The 17,900-nt window shown below is 63.3% G+C and carries 11 protein-coding genes and 2 pseudogenes; 5 read left to right on the top strand and 8 right to left on the bottom strand.

The window, feature by feature from the left end; translation table 11 throughout:
- Nucleotides 1–43: 43 nt before the first annotated feature.
- The gene (putA, locus tag AC0NID_RS19805; protein WP_473456634.1) at nt 44–3,655 is read right to left on the bottom strand and encodes a bifunctional proline dehydrogenase/L-glutamate gamma-semialdehyde dehydrogenase PutA; all 3,612 of its coding nucleotides are present in this window, start codon (nt 3,653–3,655) and stop codon (nt 44–46) included.
- Between the two features lie 162 nt (nt 3,656–3,817).
- Here putA and AC0NID_RS19800 point away from each other — a divergent pair, with 162 nt between their 5' ends.
- A complete protein-coding gene (locus AC0NID_RS19800; protein WP_473456633.1) occupies nt 3,818–4,270 on the top strand; it encodes an Lrp/AsnC family transcriptional regulator in 453 nt (150 codons plus the stop codon).
- A 262-nt stretch (nt 4,271–4,532) separates the two neighbouring features.
- On the opposite strand, the gene AC0NID_RS19795 is transcribed toward AC0NID_RS19800, so the two are convergent.
- Together AC0NID_RS19795 and AC0NID_RS19790 are read right to left on the bottom strand one after the other, a co-directional pair.
- Nucleotides 4,533–5,732: a cytochrome-c peroxidase gene (locus AC0NID_RS19795; RefSeq protein WP_473456632.1), complete on the bottom strand. Its 1,200-nt coding sequence runs from the start codon at nt 5,730–5,732 to the stop codon at nt 4,533–4,535.
- A 7-nt stretch (nt 5,733–5,739) separates the two neighbouring features.
- The gene (locus tag AC0NID_RS19790; RefSeq protein ID WP_473456631.1) at nt 5,740–6,180 is read right to left on the bottom strand and encodes a FixH family protein; all 441 of its coding nucleotides are present in this window, start codon (nt 6,178–6,180) and stop codon (nt 5,740–5,742) included.
- 298 nt (nt 6,181–6,478) lie between these two features.
- On the opposite strand from AC0NID_RS19790, the gene AC0NID_RS19785 reads away from it, so the two are divergent.
- Entirely contained in the window at nt 6,479–7,408 is a 930-nt protein-coding gene (locus AC0NID_RS19785; RefSeq protein WP_473456630.1) for a sugar kinase, read from the top strand.
- Between the two features lie 121 nt (nt 7,409–7,529).
- Here the strand turns inward: AC0NID_RS19785 and AC0NID_RS19780 are convergent, their stop codons facing one another.
- Nucleotides 7,530–8,570 (bottom strand): class I SAM-dependent methyltransferase, encoded by a 1,041-nt coding sequence (locus tag AC0NID_RS19780; RefSeq protein WP_473456629.1) that lies wholly within the window; start codon nt 8,568–8,570, stop codon nt 7,530–7,532.
- A gap of 316 nt (nt 8,571–8,886) precedes the next feature.
- On the opposite strand from AC0NID_RS19780, the gene AC0NID_RS19775 reads away from it, so the two are divergent.
- Entirely contained in the window at nt 8,887–10,893 is a 2,007-nt protein-coding gene (locus AC0NID_RS19775) for a putative bifunctional diguanylate cyclase/phosphodiesterase (protein ID WP_473522311.1), read from the top strand.
- Between the two features lie 31 nt (nt 10,894–10,924).
- Here AC0NID_RS19775 and AC0NID_RS19770 read toward each other — a convergent pair whose 3' ends face one another.
- On the bottom strand, nt 10,925–11,710 hold the full coding sequence (locus AC0NID_RS19770) for a DUF899 domain-containing protein (RefSeq protein WP_473456627.1): 786 nt from the start codon (nt 11,708–11,710) through the stop codon (nt 10,925–10,927).
- A 456-nt stretch (nt 11,711–12,166) separates the two neighbouring features.
- Here AC0NID_RS19770 and AC0NID_RS19765 point away from each other — a divergent pair.
- Both AC0NID_RS19765 and AC0NID_RS19760 read left to right on the top strand, forming a co-directional pair.
- Nucleotides 12,167–12,511: pseudogene (locus tag AC0NID_RS19765) on the top strand (IS110 family transposase); the annotation flags it as partial.
- Nucleotide 12,512: 1 nt separating this feature from the next.
- Nucleotides 12,513–13,159: pseudogene (locus AC0NID_RS19760) on the top strand (transposase); the annotation flags it as partial.
- A 1,529-nt stretch (nt 13,160–14,688) separates the two neighbouring features.
- Here AC0NID_RS19760 and AC0NID_RS19755 read toward each other — a convergent pair.
- The 3 genes from AC0NID_RS19755 to AC0NID_RS19745 form a co-directional block, all read right to left on the bottom strand.
- Nucleotides 14,689–14,919, bottom strand: a complete 231-nt coding sequence (locus AC0NID_RS19755) for a hypothetical protein (protein ID WP_095488311.1) — start codon at nt 14,917–14,919, stop codon at nt 14,689–14,691.
- Between the two features lie 325 nt (nt 14,920–15,244).
- Nucleotides 15,245–16,276 (bottom strand): aldose epimerase family protein, encoded by a 1,032-nt coding sequence (locus AC0NID_RS19750; RefSeq protein ID WP_473456626.1) that lies wholly within the window; start codon nt 16,274–16,276, stop codon nt 15,245–15,247.
- Nucleotides 16,277–17,734, bottom strand: coding sequence for an NAD-dependent succinate-semialdehyde dehydrogenase (locus AC0NID_RS19745; RefSeq protein WP_145723113.1), 1,458 nt, complete (start codon nt 17,732–17,734; stop codon nt 16,277–16,279).
- Nucleotides 17,735–17,900: the final 166 nt, after the last annotated feature.

Genomic DNA, 17,900 nt, shown 5'->3' with positions numbered 1-17,900 from the left:
GATTTGCAGCGCGTCTTTATTCGGGCGAAAGCCTGAGTGACCCTTAAGCCGCGGCCAGCAGGCTGGCATTGCCGCCCGCAGCCGTCGTGTCGACGCAGACGGCGCGCTCATGCGCATAGGCCGCCGGGTTGAGCACTTCGCTGACCAGCGGCACGATCGGGCCGGCGCGGTCGGCGATCACCTTGCGCACGATGCGCGCGGCCTCGGGCGTGCCGGAAAAGGCGACGACGTCGACACGCAGCGAACGCGTCTCGACCGGGTCGGGACGACCGTCTATGGCCGCAAGCGGCAGGCCCTTGCCGGTCAGCGCCGAAAGTGCGGCCGGCGCACCCGGCGCGACGGCCAGCACCGCATTGCCGGCCGCGAGGGCCTGAATGGTCTGGGCAAGCAATGTGTCGGCGTCAGGCCCCAGGCACAGCACGCGACCGCGCGGCGACAGCGACAGCGTGTTGGCTTCGCCGGTCGGTCCGGGCAAATCGACCTGGCCGAAATCGATGCCGGCGGCGGCGCCGATGGCCGCGGCACCCTTGCCGCGCAAGTGCTTTCTGAGCACCGCCACGCGGTCCGCCCGAATCGACCAGCCGCCCAGCGTGGGGTCCGGCAGATTGTCGGCGAGTTCAGTCGCCGTCACCTTGCGGCCGTAAAGAATAGGCGTGCCGGCCTCCGGCCCCTTGCGGAACCGCCTGAGATAGTGCGGCCCGCCGGCCTTCGGCCCGGTGCCGGAAAGCCCCTCGCCGCCGAAGGGCTGCGAGCCGACGACGGCGCCGATTTGGTTGCGGTTGACATAAATGTTGCCGGCATGGATGCCGTCGACAAAATGTTGGGCGCGGCCTTCGATGCGGGTGTGCAGGCCAAAGGTCAGCCCATAGCCCTTGCGGTTGATCGCGGCGATGACCGCATCGATGTCGTCGGCGTCGAACGTGGCGACATGCAGCACCGGCCCGAACACTTCGCGCTCCATGTCCTCGATGCCCTTGACCCGAAAGACATGCGGCGCAACGAAGCGGCCGTTCTTCGGCGCTTCGAGCTTGGCGATCAGCCGGCCTTGCAGGCCCATTTTGGTGCAATAGTCGCGGATCGATTTTTGGGCCTCGTCATCGATGACCGGGCCGACATCGGTCGAAATCCGCCAGGGATCGCCGAGGCTGAGCGCCTCCATCGCCCCCTTCAGCATCTCCAGCATCTTCTTCTCGACGTCCTTCTGCACATAGAGCACGCGCAGCGCCGAGCAGCGCTGGCCGGCGCTCTGGAAGGCCGAGGCAAGGATGTCGCGCACCGCCTGCTCGGGAAGTGCTGTGGAATCGACGATCATCGCGTTCAACCCGCCGGTCTCGGCGATCAGCATGGCGTCGGGCGCCGCGGTCTCGGCCAATTGCTTCTCGATCAACTTGGCGACCTCGGTCGAGCCGGTGAAGCAGACACCGGCAATGCGCGGATCGGCGGTCAGCGGGCCGCCGACCGAGGGACCGTCGCCGGGCAGAAGCTGGATGACGTCTTCCGGCACGCCGGCCTCGCGCAGCAATTCGACGGCGCGGAAGGCGATCAGCGGCGTCTGCTCGGCCGGCTTGGCGATGACCGAATTGCCGGTGACAAGTGCTGCCGCGATCTGGCCGGTGAAGATGGCGAGCGGAAAGTTCCACGGCGAGATGCAGGCGATCACGCCGCGCGCCTCGGTTCCCGGTTCGGCATTGGCCGCTTCGGCTGCGTAATAGCGCAGGAAATCGACCGCTTCGCGCACCTCGGCAACACCGTCGGCCAGCGATTTGCCGGCCTCTCGGGTGGCGAGCGCAAAGAACTCGACGGCGTTGGCTTCATAGAGATCGGCGGCGCGGTTGAGGATGGCGGCGCGCTCGGCAACGGCACGCTTCGCCCAGGCCGGCTGCGCTTCCATGGCGATGCGCACGGCAGTCGCGACCTGCTTGGGGGCGGCCTCGCTGACCGTACCGACCACCTCGTCGGGCTTTGCCGGATTGGCGACCGGGCGCTGCTTGCCGTAGCCGGCGGCCCGCGTGATCGGCTTGGCGTGCCAGCGTTCCGGCCCGGCGAACTCCGCCCTGGCCGTCTCGATCGCAGCCAGCGTGACGGTGTCGGTGATGTCGAACCCCTTCGAATTGCGGCGGCCGGCGCCGAAGATCGCCGACGGCCGGGCGATCGCCGGATTGGCGGCCGGACCCTGATTCTCGACCGTTTCGAGCGGGTCGCGAGCGATCTCCTCCGGCTCGACCTCCTCATCGGTGAGTTGGTGGACGAAGGAGGAGTTGGCGCCGTTTTCGAGCAACCGTCGGACCAGATAGGCAAGCAGGTCGGAATGCGCGCCGACCGGCGCATAGATGCGGCAGCGCGTGCCCTCGGCCCGGCGCACCGTCTCGTGCAGCGCCTCGCCCATGCCGTGCAGGCGCTGGAACTCGAAGGAGTCACGCTCCCCGGTCATCGACAGGATGGCGGCGACCGTGTGGGCGTTGTGGGTGGCGAATTGCGGATAGATGCGGTCGGTCATCGACAAAAGCTTCTTCGCGCAGGCCAGGTAGGACACGTCGGTGTTGGCCTTGCGGGTGAAGACCGGATAGCCGTCGAGCCCGAGCGTCTGCGCCCGCTTGATCTCGGTGTCCCAATAGGCGCCCTTGACCAGCCGCACCATGATGGTGCGGTCGTATTTCTTCGCCAGCGCATGAAGCCAGTCGATGGTGAAGGCGGCGCGCGGACCATAGGCCTGGACGACGACGCCAAAGCCGTTCCAGCCGGCGAGCTCCGGCTCGGCCAGCACCCGTTCGATGACGTCGAGCGACAGGTCGAGGCGGTCGGCCTCCTCGGCATCGACGTTGAGGCCCATGCGCGAATGGCGCGCCGCCAGCGCCAGCGACAGCAGCCGCTCGGCCATGACGGGCAGCATCTTTTCCTTCTGCGCCACTTCGTAGCGCGGATGCAGCGCCGACAGCTTGACCGAGATGCCGTGGTTCTGGCGGATGTCGGGGCCGTTGGCGCCGGCATCGAGCGATGAGATAGCGTCGGCATAGGCCTTGAGATAGCGCAAGGCGTCAGCCTCGGTGCGGGCCGCCTCGCCCAGCATGTCGAAGGAATAGAGATAGCCCTTCTGGGTCATCGTCCGGCCGCGCTTGACGGCCTCGGCGATGCTGCGGCCGAGCACGAACTGCTCACCCATTTCGCGCATCGCGGCGGCGACCGCCTTGCGGATGACCGGCTCACCCAGCCGGCGTACCATGGCGCGCAGCGTGCCCTCGATGCCGCCCTCGCCTTCGTCGAGCACCCGGCCGGTCAGCATCAACGCCCAGGTCGAGGCGTTGACGAAAATCGAGCTCGAGCCGCCCGAATGCGCCGACCAGTCATGCGGCGCGATCTTGTCGGCGATGAGATCGTCCATCGTCTCGGTGTCGGGCACGCGCAGCAGCGCTTCGGCCAGGCACATCAGCGCCACGCCCTCCTTGGTGGAGAGGCCGTAGGCGGACAGGAACACTTCCATCAGCCGCGGATCGGACGAGCCGCGCACCGCCCGCACCAGATCGGCCGCGCGGGCCGAGATTGCCTTCCGCTCTTTCCCCGAAAGCGCTGTCGCCTCGGCCAGCCGCTTCACGGCCTCGTCTTCGTCAGGCAAATAATTGGCGCGAATCTGCTGACGGATGGCATCGAGCGCTGGCATGGCGGTCCTGTAGAGCGAGCATCAGGGAGCGGGCCGGCGGTCACCGGACCGAATGGCGCAAGCTAGCACAAAGCCCGATTTCAGTCGGTCCAAAGAAATCGACGTGACAGGTCTATTGGTCTATCGTGCGGCCTGATTTTCTCCAATTTGACCGCATATCCGATGACAGAAGACCAATTGGACCGCATCGACAGGAACATCCTGTCGGCACTGGCGCGCGACGGGCGGCTTTCCATGTCGGAACTGGCGGCAAAAGTCGGCCTGTCGAAGACGCCGGTGCAGGCGCGGGTCAAGCGGCTGGAAAAGGACGGCGTCATCCGTGGTTACCAGGCGATCATCGACCGTGAACGCATGGGCGAAGGCCATGTCGCCTTCGTCCAGGTGAAATTGTCCGATACCCGCTCGGCCGCCCTCGACGCCTTCAACCGCGCCGTGCAGGCGGTGCCGGAAATCGAGCAGTGCCACATGATGGCGTCGAGCTTCGACTATCTGCTGAAGGTCCGCACCACCGACATCGCCGCCTATCGCCGCGTGCTCGGCGAGCGCATCTCCGCCCTGCCCCACGTCGCCCAGACCTCGACCTTCGTGGCGATGGAGACGGTGAAGGACCGGTAGCAGGCTGCCGCTGCGGTGCCGAACCTTTGATGCTGGCGGGACAGTACCCCCCTCTGTCCTGCCGGACACCTCCCTCAAGGGGGGAGATTGGCAGCTTCGGTGCTCCGCTACTCCTGCGACGGTGGAGATTGGCGAAAGCCGAGATGACGGCCGATCTCCCCCCTTGAGGGAGTTGTCCGGCAGGACAGAGGGGGGGTACTTTCCCGTGAGCATCAGAAGTCCTGCATCCTCGCGACCGCGTCTTCAAATACCGATATCAAACTCACTCCGCCAGCGTCTTCAAAAACGCCACAAGCGCCGCGCGCTCGCGGTCCGAAAGCTGCAGCGGGTGGACCTCGGACACGCCCTCGACACTTGCCTGCGCCTTCGAGTAGTGCGCCACCACTTCGTCGAGCGACGAGAACTGCCCGGCATGCATGTAGGGCGGGCGGGTGGCGGCGCCGCGCAGCGACGGCGTCTTGTAGGCGCGGATGAGCTCCGGTCCGGTCTTCACCATGAAGCGCAGCTCGCCGCAGGCGCTGGCCTCGCCATCGCGAAAGGCGCCGAAACAGTTGAACGGATCGGCCTCGACTTGGCGTACCGCGTCGACGCGGCCGCGGTCCGCCGGTAAATTCGCAACCGGCGGCACGCCGGTGTTATGAAAACTGCCGTCGGTGAAGCGCGGCCCGGTATGGCAGGTCACGCAATTGGCCTTGCCGATGAACAGCTTCAGTCCGAGGATCTCCTCGGGCGAAAAGGCATCGTCGCCTTGCGGCTGTATACCGGTAGCCAGGGCGTCGGCGAACCGGTCGAAGCGCGTCTGCGGCGGCGCGATCGACCGCTCGAAGGCGGCGATCGCCTTGCCGATATTGGCGAAGATGCGGTTGACGGCCTCGGCCTGCGCAGCGGGCATCGCGTGCCACGCCGCCTTCTGGGCATCGCTGCCGAGCGGACTGGCATTGGCCGGCACATCGGAAAGGTCGGGCAGCGGCCCGAAGATGCGTTCATAGCGCTCGCCGAAGCGAGCTTTGATGTAGTGCGCATAGGCGGCGCGGTTGCCGGCCTGCTCCAGCGGATTTTCCAGCGGCGCCAGCGCCTGCGCCCAGAGACTGTCGCGCCGCCCGTCCCAGAAGAACCATGGATCATGCGCGACGCCGGCCAGCGGCATCGTGCGCCGGTTGGTGCGTCCGACGCCGACCGCTCGCGGCAGGTCGTCCTGGAACTGCCGGTCGATTTTGTGGCAGGTCGAGCACGAGACCAAGCCGTCGCCGCTCATCCCGGTGTCGAAGAACAGCGTCGAGCCGAGGGCGGCGGCGGCCGGCACATCGGCGTAGCGGTTGGTGGTGTCGGTCTTTAGCGGCGGCAGCGCCGACAGCGCCAGCGAAGCGATGGTCTCCTTCTCGGCATCGGAAAACGTCGGCTTGCCGCAGCCGGCGAGCACGGCCATCGCCATCAGCGCGAGAAGATGCGAAAGGCGGCTCATCTATGGCTCACAGCAGCACATCGAAGACGACCGTGTCGGATCCGGCCGCCGCGGAAATGGCGAAATGCAATTGCCACAACCCCCTCATCGTGAATTTCACGCCGTCGATGCGATAGCGCCCGTCGCCGAGATAGCCGGTCGCCTGCGGGCTGGTCGGCAGGCCGTGACGGTGCTGCGGCATGCCGCCGGAAATCGCGATCGCCGCCCCTTCCACCGGGGCTCCCGCAGCCGTCTTGACGGTCAGCAGCCAGGATTGCAGCTCGCCTTGCCGGACAACGCCGCGCTCCGGCTCGAAACTGGCCACGAACAGCCCGCTCGTCGTCTTTTTCGGACGGGCGATCTCGGGGCCGGCATCTTGCGGCGCGGTCAGATAGACGGCGGCGAGAATGCCGGCCAGCAAGGCAGCCAGACCGAGACCTGCCAGAGCGTAACGCCATAACGATGCCAAACCGGTTCCTCTTCCAGGGAAAACGTCTCACTGGGCGGATCGCGTCCCGCCGCGCCGTTGAGAAAGCGCATCTGGCGCAGAATCCGCCGACGCCAAGCATGGCGCTGCCGGCCGCAAAAAGCTACAGCACCGATCTCTAGTTTTGTGCATGTCGTTGTATCCCAAAACCGCAAGGCACCCCCGGGTCAGGCCCAAGGGCAAGCTTTGGAGCGACATGCACCAGGTCTTTGGTTTGTGCATGTCGTTATCCCAAAACCGCTGCGCACTTTTGGGCGACATGCACTAAGGAGAGAGATTCATGACAGGAAACGGCGTCGCCTCGATCGGTGAATGCATGCTGGAACTTTCAGGCCAGGCGGGACCGAACTGGCGCATGGGCTTTGCCGGCGACACGTTCAACACGCTGTGGGCGCTGCACGCGCTGAGCGGCGACCGGCCGGCGACCTATGTCTCGGCCTTCGGCGACGACCCGTTCTCGCGCGACCAGATCGATTTCTTCGCGCAAAACGGCATCGGCATCGGCGGCAGCCCGGTCATTTCTGGCGCACGGCCCGGCCTCTATGCGATTACGCTGACCGGCGCCGAACGCTCCTTCACCTACTGGCGCGGCGATGCGGCCGCAAGGCAGCTTGCCTCCGATCCGGCAGCCTTGACGACAAGCCTTGAAAATCAGGAGCTTGTCTACTTTTCCGGAATCACCTTGGCAATTCTGGATGATGCCGCGCGCAAGACATTGCTGGCAGTGGTCGCCAAGGCCCGCGCCGCCGGCTCGCTTGTCGCCTTCGATCCCAACTACCGGCCGCGGCTGTGGCGCCAGCAGGAGGAAGCGCAAGCTTCGATCTTCGATGCGCTTGCAGTCACCGACATCGCGCTGCCGACCTTTCCCGACGAACAGATGCTGTTCGGCGACGCAGCGCCGCAGGCAACTGCGCAACGGCTGGGAAAGCTGGTTGGCGAGGTCGTCGTCAAGAACGGCGAGGAGCCGGCGCTGATCGCCGCAAACGGAACGCTACGTTCCGTTCCGGCCGTGCATGTCGCCGCCCCCGTCGACACAACCGGCGCCGGCGATTCCTTCAACGGCGCCTATCTCGCCGCCCGGCTTGCCGGCCATGCCCCGGCCGAGGCCGTGCTGCGCGCGCATCGCGTCGCAGCAAGCGTCGTCCAGGTGCGCGGCGCGCTGGCGCCGTTCGAGACGTTGAGGGCGGCGTTCGCAGATCAGGCAGGCTGATGAGAGCGACGTCGAACTCCGCTCCGCTGGTGCGAGCCATCGCTTCTAGCCGCACGCGTGAGTATTCCGGCCGAAAGTGCTTGAGGTTTCACGTCCGCTAGCGTGCAGCCCAAGCTGGTCGCTATCCGCGCTTTTCGATGACGCCATACAGGACGTTGCGGTTCTCGCCAAAAAACACCTGCGCCTCGACGGTGTTGCGGTCGACGCTGGCATTGATGATGTTCCACATGTCGGCCTCCGAGCGCTGCAGCAGCGCCCAGTTCATGACCGTCTCCATGAAGCCGTCGTCGATCATTTCCGGCGAGAAATTGGCGAAGAGAAAGGTCCCGCCCGGCTTCAGCTTGCGCAAGCAGCACCGGGTGAGCTTAACGGCTACCTTGTGGGTAAGGTAATCGTAGAGACCCGCCGCATAGATAAAATCGAACCGGCCGAGTTCGTAGGCGTTGGTCAGCAGGCCACTAACGGAGCCGTCGAGCGCCTCAACGGCGGTTCCGCGAAAGTCGCGCGCGACCGATCCGACGCTCTGGGGATCCTGATCGAGTGCAATCCACCGCTTGATCCGCCCTTCACGAAGAGCGGCGGAACGATCGGCTTCGCGCAGATGTCCCGCGGCGATGGTGAGGATTTCCGTCTCCCGCCCTTGAAGAGCCGCGGTTTCGTCGACATGCCGCGCCAAGAGATCGCGCCGCTCCCTCACGGCGTTCGAGGAAAGGGAATCCTTCGTGCTGTCGTAAAGCGCCTTCCCGAGCGGGCTGGCGCCGGCGATCTCCGCCGCGACGCTCGGATGGCCGTAGATGAAGTCAAGCAGATGGGCGTCGCCCGAATACCCCCTGGGCTTTTCGAACGACCAGCGCGTGAAAGGATCCTGCAGGAAGAACTCCAGGGCCGGGTGGTTCTGGGCGATCGGGATGAGTTCCTGCCAGACCTCCGGATGCACCTTGCCGCGCAATGCATGCAGATCGACATTGGCGCGATTGATGATCGCGGCCGTGTCGCTCTCCCGTTCGAACCTTTGCCCGGCAAACCCCAGGACTAGCGCCAGCTCGGCCTTGCCGGCTTCGAACTGCTCGTCATGCCGACGGGGGCGGCGCGGGGAAACCAACGCGTCCGCGATTGCTTTAGGAGTGATAAGACTTTCCCCGTCGAACGACATTTGATTCATACTGCAACCTTTATGTTAATACTCGATTAACCTTAGGGCTAAATGAAAGCGTTTGCCAAGGAGGACGAAAGCAAATTCTCCTGTACGGTCGGCGTCTGTGCAGTCGGCGCCCGTTGCCACCGAATATTTGATGAAAATTGGCGGAATGCCGAAGAACCTTAGGTAATGAGGCATCTGCTATGGTGGTCTCGTTGGAGCCTGAAACGAGTTGCGGTCGGGTCGGGGGATCAGTCTGTCTGGCGTGCGACGAACATCGGGGTCGAACGCCGTCCAACCGAGAAGTGTAACAAATCGCGTTGCGCGAGGGGGCAATCCGCTGGGTCAGTCCGTGCCAGAACCGTCGACCGATCGTGTCGAAGAAGGTCTGCCGCAGCGGCGCCAGCTGTCGCGGGACGAGCTTCCCGTTCTCTACCGGCAGTACCACGACGAATATGGAACGAAGGCGACCAGGCTAGGGATATGGTCCTCGTTTTTCGTCTACATGCTCTTCTCGATCACCGATATCCTGCTGGTGCCGGACGTCGCGGCCTACACCGTCGCCGCGCGCTTCACGTTCGGCGTGGTAATGTTGTCGATATTCGAGTTGCTGTTTCGCTGGAACGGCAGATCCGCCTGGTTGGACCGGCTCTGCGCCGTGGCCGTCTTCCTCGGATATTTGATCTGGCTCGTCCCGTCGATGATGACCGAGCACACGGTAAACATGTCGTACTACATGGTTTTCGGCGCCATTTTCATGATGGGCGCGAACCTGTTTTTCAGCTTTCAGTTTCAGTTGTCGGTCATAACCTCGAGCCTTGTGTTTTCCGTTTTCTTCCTGGCCATGATGATCCTCTATCCGCACGACACGTCGTATCAGATCGCTTTCGGCACCTTCTATCTCTCATGCTTCGTTTTCACGTCCTACGTGAACTGGAAGCTGAACCAGGAGCGTTACAACGTCTTCCTGAACGCCCTCGAAGCCAAAATCCAGCACAAGGAAGCCACTGAACGCGGACAGGCGCTGTTGAACCTGTCGAGAACCGATCCGCTTACGGGGCTGGAGAATCGGCGTGCGATTGACGAGAAGCTGCGGCACTACTGGAGCGACTGGCAAAGGTATGGCAGCGGTTTTGTGGCGATCCTCATCGACGTGGACTTCTTCAAAAGGTTCAATGACTTCTACGGGCATCAAGAAGGCGACCGCTGCCTTATTCTTGTCGCCAATGCCCTTGCCGATATGGTCGAGCAGCACAATGGCTCAATCGGCCGCTACGGCGGTGAAGAGTTCATTGTCCTGGCTCACATGGAGAAAAGAGAACAGGTCGCGGATATCGCGGAAGCCATTCGAAGCACGGTGGAGAACCTCGCGATTGCCCACGAGCACCGCAGGGACGGCACCTCGGTTGTGACGGTGAGCGTTGGCGCTGCATTCACCAGGCCGCAGACTGGCGCCAAGCTGGAAAAGATCATCCAGGAGGCCGACCGCGCGCTCTATCTGGCAAAAGCAGGCGGTCGAAATTGTGCTCGGCTGTTTGATCCAAACGATCCCCAGAGCAGCGACGAGAGCGAGAACATTGCGGCTTTGCTGAAGATCGCGATCGGCCAGGATCTCGTTTCGCTCGTCTATCAGCCAATCCAGAATGTCGCGTCCGGCCGGGTTGAAGCCGTCGAGGCTCTGATGCGCCTCAAGATGCTGGACGGTACGTCGGTTCCGCCGAGCCTGTTCATTCCCGTGGCGGAACGAACCGGCGCGATCCTGGCGCTCGGGCGCTGGGCAATAAGGACGGTGTGCTCTGAGCTCCTGACGCAGGATCACGTCCGTGTCGTCAGCGTCAACGTTTCTCCAATTCAGCTCAAGACGCCCGGCTTCGCAGCTTCCGTTGCGACCATTTTGAGCGACACCGGCGTCGCCGGCAGCAGGCTGGCCTTCGAAATCACCGAAGGGTTGGAGATGGAGATACACTCCGACATTCTTCGCTGCATCAGCGACCTGAAGCTGCTGGGGATCAGGATCTGGCTTGATGATTTCGGGACGGGTTTCGCGGGCCTCTCATGGCTTCGTCTGATCGATTTCGATACGGTGAAGATCGACCGCTCGTTCCTTCATGACTGCGGCGCTCCGAGGGGCAAGGCGATGTTGCAGGACATCATTGCCCTGGTCCGAAATCGCGGCCATAAAATCTTGATCGAAGGGGTGGAAACCGACGAGCAGATGGCCCTTGTACGCGAACTTGGCATAGATGAAGTCCAGGGCTTTTATCTCGGCCGTCCCGCCCCCGCCACGAGGTTCCGCGCGAGGCCGGCCACCCACAAACGCTCACTTTCACTTGTCAAGTCCGCATGAACCGACCGTCGGTTCCACCGGAACCAGAGGCTCATGGCTTCGTACTCGCCTCCCGGAACGCCGCCTCTCCGGCGTCCGACACCTCGACCCACTTTTTGTCGGGCTCTGCGTCCGCGACATAGCTGTCGTGCCAATTCCACCATTTGTAGGTCGGGGTCTGAGGATAGCCCTCTGGCGAGTCCTCCCAGACCTCCTGACGGCCCAGCGGGGTGATGTCGAGATAGTTCCAGGTGCTCCCCATCTGCTCGTCGCCGCGGTTGTTGACGAAGTAGGTGCGGAACACGCGGTCGCCGTCGCGGATGAACACGTTGTGGCCGTGCCATTCGTCCACGCCGAAGTCGGCGTCGAAGCTGTCGGTGAGAGTGAACCACGGTATGTTCCAGCCCATCCGCCCCTTCAGCCGCGCGATATCGGCCTGAGGCGCCCGCGAGACGAAGACGAGCGTGGTGTCGCGGGCGTTCAGGTGGGCGACGTGGGCGACCTGATCGGCCACCAGGGAGCAGCCGCGGCAGGCGTGGTTGGGCCAGCCGAACACACCCGGCTCGAAGAAGGCGCGGTAGACGATCAGCTGACGCCGACCGTCGAACAGGTCGAGCAGGCTTGCCTTCCCGTCAGGCCCTTCGAAGGTGTACGTCTTCTCCACTGCCATCCACGGCATCCGCCGGCGCTCGGCGGCCAGCGCATCGCGGGCGCGGGTCTGGGCCTTTTCCTTCACGAGCAGCCGCTCATGGGCTGCCTCCCACGCCTGCGGCGACACTACCGGTGGCGTGTGCATGGCAGGTCCGCTTTTCCGTCCGTTCTCGGCTGATGCAGTCATGGCTCAAAACCTCCTGATTTGGGCGAATTCCCGCGCCTCGTGGCTGAGGTGCGATTCCATTCGCTGCTCATCGTTCGCTGTGGACATGAGGTAGTGTGGCACCGGAAGGCGAGCGGTGGGAGTAACAAGTGTGGCGCTATTTTGGATGGATCCGCCGATGCTCGAAGCGGCCTCGGTGCTATGACCGCGTTTCGAACAGGAATGTTGCGCCAAAGCTGTCCTTACCGAGCTGATCTCGAAATGTCGCCTTTGGTGGTGCCGCTTCATGTCCTCGCGCCCGCAGGTGATGCCGAAAAAGAACCGCAGCGTCAGCCAGGACCGCAAACCTACAAATGCACGGCGTTCAGATCATTGCTGCACCCTCGCCACGGGCGCCAGTGCCGCGCGAGCGGCTTCGTCCAAGGGCCGCAGAACGAACATGACGTAATCGCGGGAGCGGTGGCCACCAGAGCTGTGGCGCTGACGGCAGAGGGGCTGCCCGCGATCTGCATCGACGCGCGGCATGCCAAGGCCGCGCTCGACATGGCCGCGAACAAGACCGATGCGAACGATGCCGATGGCCTGGCACATCTGGCCGAGGTCGGCTTCTACGGAGAGGTTCGGGTCAAAGGTTTCGACAGCATGCTGATCCGCACGCTGATCACCGCGCGGCGCCAGCTTCTCAAGATGCGTTTGCAGATATCCAACCAGATCCGCGGATTGATGAAGACGTTCGGCCTCGTCGTGCCCAAGGGCGCCGGCAGTGTGTTCGAGCGCAACGTTCACGATCTTCTGCAGGGCGAAGCAAAGCTGGCGCGCATGACTTGACGGGTTCTGGATCCACCGGGTTCTGGATCGTGAAGACTGGATCGAGAGTCACGTTGTCGATGCCGCCTCGATTGCGGTGTCGCGCCGACACCGATGGGCAAAGACTGATCGAATTGATGGCGAGGCGCTGATCCGCACGTTGATGGCGTTCAAACGCGGAGAGCCACGGGTTTGTTCGATGGTCAGGGTGCTAACGCCCGAAGAAGAGGATCGCCGCCGGATTTGCCGAGAGCGTAAAGCGCTGGTCGCCGAGCGGGTTCTCCACGTCAACCGCATCAAAGGACTGCTCTTGAGCCAAGGCATTCAAGGCTACGAACCCATGCATCGTGATCGCCGCAAGCGCCTGGAAGAGCTTCAGACGGGAGATGGCCGCATTCTCTCCAGCTATATCAAGGCGCAGATTTGCCGCGAACTCGACCGTCTCGAGTTGCTGCTCGAACAGATCAAGGCTGTGGAAGTTGAGCGAGATGCCTTGGTGGCCTCGGCGGCGGCAGACACCCTCGCGCCCTTGGCCTACTGGCGGGCATCAAGGGAATCGGTCCGGAATTTGCGGTGATCCTGGATTCGGAAGGCCTGTTTCGACATTTCGACAATCGAAGGCAGGTCGCCGCTTATGCCGGTCTCGCCCCATCGCCATGGCAGATCGTCGAGTTGGCGGTCGAGAATCCGGAGATCGTTATCTCCGCGCATGACGACGTCGAGACGTTCGGCGTTCGAGTCTTCAAATTTTACGCCCCGCGCATGAACAAGAGCAAGATCGCGCTCGTCGCGCATCGCCGGGAGGTCACCGACGTCGCGACCCAGACCTACATCCCGGAGTTCGCCGACGAATTCTACGACAGCGCCGACGATGCCGGGACGCAGCGTGACCGCAATTATGTGATCAAGGCGTATGTCTTCGGCGCGTACCTGGACCGGAACGTGTCGCTCGAACGTGGGGCGTTCAACTTTCAGCGCGACACTGACATGCTCTACGGTATCTCGCAGTCCCAGATCGAGTCCAGAGCGGCGGAGGTAGCCCGCGGCGCGATGGGGCCGGAGATCACGATCCGTAAGGAACGCAAGGCTGCAAGGATCGAGGAATACATCTCAACCCATGCGCCTTGGCATCGGGCCCTCGGCCGGGAGGCGGACTTCTCGTCTCTGCCCATGAAGCCCAATTCACAAGAAATCGAACTGCACCTCCAATCGGAGAAGTTCGCGCGGGAGTTGAAGACCCGCGCCCAGGTGCAGGAGCTTCTCAAAAGCGGGAACCCGGACACGCTCCATCAGCAGGTCGCTGACGTCGTCGCAAGTATCTCGCAGACGAACAAGAACGACCTGATCCACTATGTCTCAAATGCGCAAGTGCGTGCTCGATCTGTTCGAAAAAGTGCTCGAGACCGACGAGGTGGGCAAGTACCAGTCGGAAGGTGACGTCCACGACATCATAATGCCGCGCCGGAAGGATTCCGAGACACTCCTCTGAATTCTCGACGAGCGCCTGAACTTCACCGACCACGTCACGTCCGACCTCCCGATAGATGGAGCGCGGACTGGCCGCAGCGATGTAACGATCTTCAATCGACGCATCGCCTTCCGGGGCGATAACCAGCCCAGCAACCCGATCACGATCTTCGAGTTCAAGAAGCCGCAGCGCCACGACTTCGCGAACCCGTCGTCGGATGACGACCCAGTCCAGCAGATTGTCCGCTATGTTAACCAGTTTAGGGAAGGGAAAATTCAAGACCCCTAAGGGGCGCGACGTGCTCGTCTCCGAGAATACGACCTTCTCCGGCTATGTGGTCTGCGATCTACCGCCAAGGTCGCCGACTGGCTCCTGTATGAGAAGAATTTTACCACCATGCCCGACGGCCTCGGCTACTTTCAGTGGTTCCCGAACATCCGCCTGTGCATGGAAGTCCTTAGCTGGACGAAGGTCCTTGCTGATGCCGAGATGAGGAACAAGATATTCTTCCATAAGCTCGGCATCTAATCGGGGATTACCTGTTGGCCGACGATGATATCACCCGCTCGACCTGCCCCGTGCCTCCCAGGGCGTCAACCTACGGGCAGTGCGTATGTTTGCCTCAACGTCCAACATGACGCGCAGTCCCGACGTCCAGATGGCGAACCGCCGGACCGGCGAGAACTCCCAACGGCGCGCTTGAGATCACCCGCGCGCGGCTCTGCTAGTCCGAAAATCTCACGCTCACGCCGCGCTGCCGAAAATAAGCCTGCATCAACTTGCGGCCCGAGCGATTGTTCTGCGCCAACTTGGTCGGATCGAATACCGCCTGTTTTATCCCTTCTCGTGTCAGCGCCGCCTTAAGCGTCGCGATATGTGCGTCGATGTCGGCATTGTCCGCCCGGAGGGAGGCATAGATACTTTCGGTCGCCTGGGCCACGGTCGGTTCGCTCACAGGTGTCGTCCTTTGGTTGGTTGAGCGGCGGCTTAGCACAGATTCGCGGCTCCGCCGATACCGATGAGACCGTCAGTCGTCTCTACTGCCATAGCAGGTTCCTGGCGCGACCCGACCCCCAGCTGGTCGCTGGAGATGTCTGCTTTCGGGCAACCGCAAAATTGGACTCTAGGTCCAAGTTTAAGCGCAGAGCTGCCGATCAGAATCTGAAGTGTGGGCTTCGGCTTCAGGCCAGCTTTTCGCATTCCTTAGCGACACGAACGGCGGACATGATTCCCTTCCGGATCGAAAGTAGCGTAGCAAAAACCGGCACCGGTTTCCGGGCTCAGGCTTCAGGCAATCTGAACCGGTATTCCGTCACGTGATGGTAGATCTGGCCCGGCCATAGCGTGGCCTGCGGGAAATACGGCCGGTTCGGTGCATCCGGCCAGACCTGCGGTTCCAGGCAGAAGCCGGAAAAAGCCTTGTAACGGCGTCCCTCGAGGCCCGGCGAAGACGGCGCCAGATACTGGCCGGTATAGAGCTGGACGCCCGGCTCCGTGCTCCAGAGCTCCATCTCGACGCCGGAATTGGCCCCTTGCGCCCAGGATGCCTGCCTGAGCGGCCCGCGCCCCGAGGCAAGGCAGAAATTCTCGTCGTAGGGGAACTGCTCGCCCTCGTTCTCCATGCGCAACGGCCGCGCCTGGCGGAAATCGAAGGGCGTGCCGTCGACCGGCTGCACGACGCCGGTCGGGATCAGGTCGCCATCGACTGGAAGGTAGGCGCCGGCGTTCAGCATCAGCCGGTGGTCGAGGATATCGTCGGCGCCGCCGTCATCCAGGTTGAAATAGGAATGCTGGGTGAGGTTGCACAGCGTCGGTTCCTCGCAGGTCGCGGTCATCTCGACGCTGAGCGTGCCGGGGATTTTCAGCCGGTAGGTGCAGGTCACGTCGAGCGCGCCCGGAAAGCCCATCGTACCGTCGGGATCGTGCAAGGTCAGCGTGACAAAATCCTTGCCATGCAGCGAAACCTCCCACGGCCGGTGAAAAAAGCCTTGCGAGCCGCCATGCAGCGTGTGCTTGTCGAGAAAGTTGCGCTCGGTCTGGTGGCGCTGGCCGGCGATAGTGAAGCGGCCATCGCGGATGCGGTTGGCATAGCGTCCGATGACGGCGCCGAAGAAGGCCGTGTCCGTTTCATAGGCTTCGAAACTGTCATAGCCGAGCACCAGCGGCGCATCGTGCCCGGCCAGGCGCAGATCCTGGATGATGGCGCCCAGCCCGATGATGTTGGCGGTGAGGCCGCCGCCACGGATAGCGAAGCGGCGGACAGCCTCGCCCGCTTGCGTCGTGCCGAAGACCTCGCCGTCCTTCATCGCCAATCAGAGGCCGAGGCCGCCGATGCAGACATATTTGGTGTCGAGATAGTCCTCGATACCCTGATGTCCGCCTTCCTTGCCGAGACCCGATTCCTTGACGCCGCCGAACGGCGCCTCAGGCGTGGTGATGAGCCCCTCATTGACCCCGACCATGCCGTATTTCAGCCCTTCCATGACCCGGAAGGCGCGGCCGAGATCACCGGTGTAGAAGTAGCAGGCGAGGCCGAATTCGGTGTCGTTGGCGAGTGCGATCGCCTCCTCTTCGGTTTCGAACTTGAACACGGGTGCGACCGGGCCAAAGATCTCTTCCTTCATGAAGCGCATTTTCGGCGTCGCATCGGCGATCACAGTCGGCTGGAAGAACGAACCGCCGAGCGCATGGCGCTTGCCGCCGGCGACGATCTTGCCGCCCTTGTCGGTGGCGTCGGCGATCAGTTCCTCGACCTTTTCCACCGCCTTCTCGTCGATCAGCGGCCCCTGCTGCACGCCGTCCTCGAGGCCGGAACCGACCTTCAGACCGTTGCTGGCGGCGGCGAGCTTTTCCACGAACTTGTCGTAAACGCCGGCCTGAACCAGGAAGCGGTTGGTGCAGACGCAGGTCTGGCCGGAATTGCGATATTTGGCGGTGATGGCGCCGGCTACGGCACGTTCGATGTCGGCGTCGTCGAAGACGAGGAACGGTGCGTTGCCGCCCAACTCCATCGACACTTTCTTCACGGTCGTCGACGACTTCTGGATCAGGATCTTGCCGACCTCGGTCGAGCCGGTGAAGGTGATCTTCTTGACCAGCGGGTTGGCGCAGATCTCGTCGCCGATCTCGCCGGCGGCACCCGTCAGGATGTTGATGACGCCCTTGGGGAAGCCGACCTCCTCGGCGAGCGCGCCCCAGGCGAGGCCGGAATAAGGCGTCTGCGACGCCGGCTTGACGACCGCGGTGCAGCCGGCGGCAAGCGCCGGGCCGAGCTTGCGGGCCAGCATCGAGGACGGGAAATTCCACGGCGTGATGGCGGCGATGACGCCGACCGGCTCCTTGGTCACCAGGATGCGGCGGTCCGCCCAGGGCGACGGCACGACGTCGCCATAGGTGCGGCGGCCTTCTTCGGCGAACCACAGGATGTAGGACGCGGCCGAACCGATCTCGCCCTTCGATTCGAACAGCGACTTGCCCTGCTCGATGGTCAGCAGCTCGGCCAGCACATCCTGATTGTCCATCATCGCGTCATGCAGCTTGCGCAACAGCTTCGAACGCTCGAGCGCGGTGGTCTTGCGCCATGTCTTGAAGGCGGCGTCGGCGGCTTCGATGGCGCGGCGCGTCTCGGCCTTGCCCGACTTCGGCACGGTGCCGATCTTGAGGCCGGTGGCCGGATTGTTGACGTCGACCGTCTGGCCGCTGTCGGCCTGCACCCACTCGCCGTTGATGAGATTGGCTTGGCGCATGAAATGGCTGGTTTTCTGAAGCATGGTCTAGCCTCCGTTCGGCGCCCTGACGGGCCGGTATCTGGATTTCTTTGGTGGGCGTGCGCACAGGCATCGATGCCGGCACGCCTGGAGCCACTGCTCTTTACCTAGGGCAAGCTCCGCAATCAATCGCAAGATGGCATATAGGGTTTGGGCCAGCCAAGGCGAG

This window comes from Mesorhizobium sp. WSM4821, from assembly GCF_055901555.1.
The sequence above is the reverse complement of the archived record's forward strand: the minus strand, read 5'-3'. Positions and strand labels throughout refer to the sequence as shown.

Bases quoted from the DNA above. Each gene is read 5' to 3' on its own strand.
- AC0NID_RS19795 (WP_473456632.1), bottom strand. From the start codon at position 5,732: ATGAGCCGCCTTTCGCATCTTCTCGCGCTGATGGCGATGGCCGTGCTC.
- putA (WP_473456634.1), bottom strand. From the start codon at position 3,655: ATGCCAGCGCTCGATGCCATCCGTCAGCAGATTCGCGCCAATTATTTG.
- AC0NID_RS19785 (WP_473456630.1), top strand. From the start codon at position 6,479: ATGACAGGAAACGGCGTCGCCTCGATCGGTGAATGCATGCTGGAACTT.
- AC0NID_RS19745 (WP_145723113.1), bottom strand. From the start codon at position 17,734: ATGCTTCAGAAAACCAGCCATTTCATGCGCCAAGCCAATCTCATCAAC.
- AC0NID_RS19770 (WP_473456627.1), bottom strand. From the start codon at position 11,710: ATGACTGCATCAGCCGAGAACGGACGGAAAAGCGGACCTGCCATGCAC.
- AC0NID_RS19780 (WP_473456629.1), bottom strand. From the start codon at position 8,570: ATGAATCAAATGTCGTTCGACGGGGAAAGTCTTATCACTCCTAAAGCA.
- AC0NID_RS19800 (WP_473456633.1), top strand. From the start codon at position 3,818: ATGACAGAAGACCAATTGGACCGCATCGACAGGAACATCCTGTCGGCA.